Genomic DNA, 645 nt, shown 5'->3' on the forward strand with positions numbered 1-645 from the left:
CCCTCCACACACCCTATGTGTTCAGATGTGGGTGACAGCCCATGACGACTGCCGGGTTTCCCCATTCGGAAACCCCCGGATCAAAGCCTGGTTGACGGCTCCCCGGGGACTATCGTGGCCTCCCACGTCCTTCATCGGTTCCTGGTACCAAGGCATCCACCGTGCGCCCTTAAAAACTTGGCCACAGATGCTCGCGTCCACTGTGCAGTTCTCAAACAACGACCAACCACCCATCACCCCCGGAACAAATCCGGAGTGCACTGGGGCCGGCACTGAAGGCAGCCTTTACGGCCGTACCCTCAGACACCCAACAACGTGCCCGACACCCTCGTCACTCGTGATCAGCTTTCCACGCCCCGTGAAGGACAGTACTTGCAGCCCGAGATGACTGAGAGTGCCGAATAATCAACGTTCCACCCATGAGCAACCACCGTCGAACGTGTGCCGACGTAATGGCCCTGGACCACCAAGCGGACTTGGCGGCCTAGATGCTCCTTAGAAAGGAGGTGATCCAGCCGCACCTTCCGGTACGGCTACCTTGTTACGACTTCGTCCCAATCGCCAGTCCCACCTTCGACAGCTCCCTCCCCACAAGGGGGTTGGGCCACCGGCTTCGGGTGTTACCGACTTTCGTGACGTGACGGG

General features: G+C 59.8%; 2 rRNA genes. Both read right to left on the reverse strand.

The features are described from left to right. Window positions 1–183: ribosomal RNA gene (locus FGF04_RS39700) — 23S ribosomal RNA — on the reverse strand; the annotation flags it as partial. A 316-nt stretch (window positions 184–499) separates the two neighbouring features. Beyond that, window positions 500–645 (reverse strand): 16S ribosomal RNA (locus tag FGF04_RS39705); the annotation flags it as partial.

Origin of the sequence: Streptomyces apricus, assembly GCF_008369065.1 — a bacterium.
Lineage (GTDB): Bacteria > Actinomycetota > Actinomycetes > Streptomycetales > Streptomycetaceae > Streptomyces > Streptomyces apricus.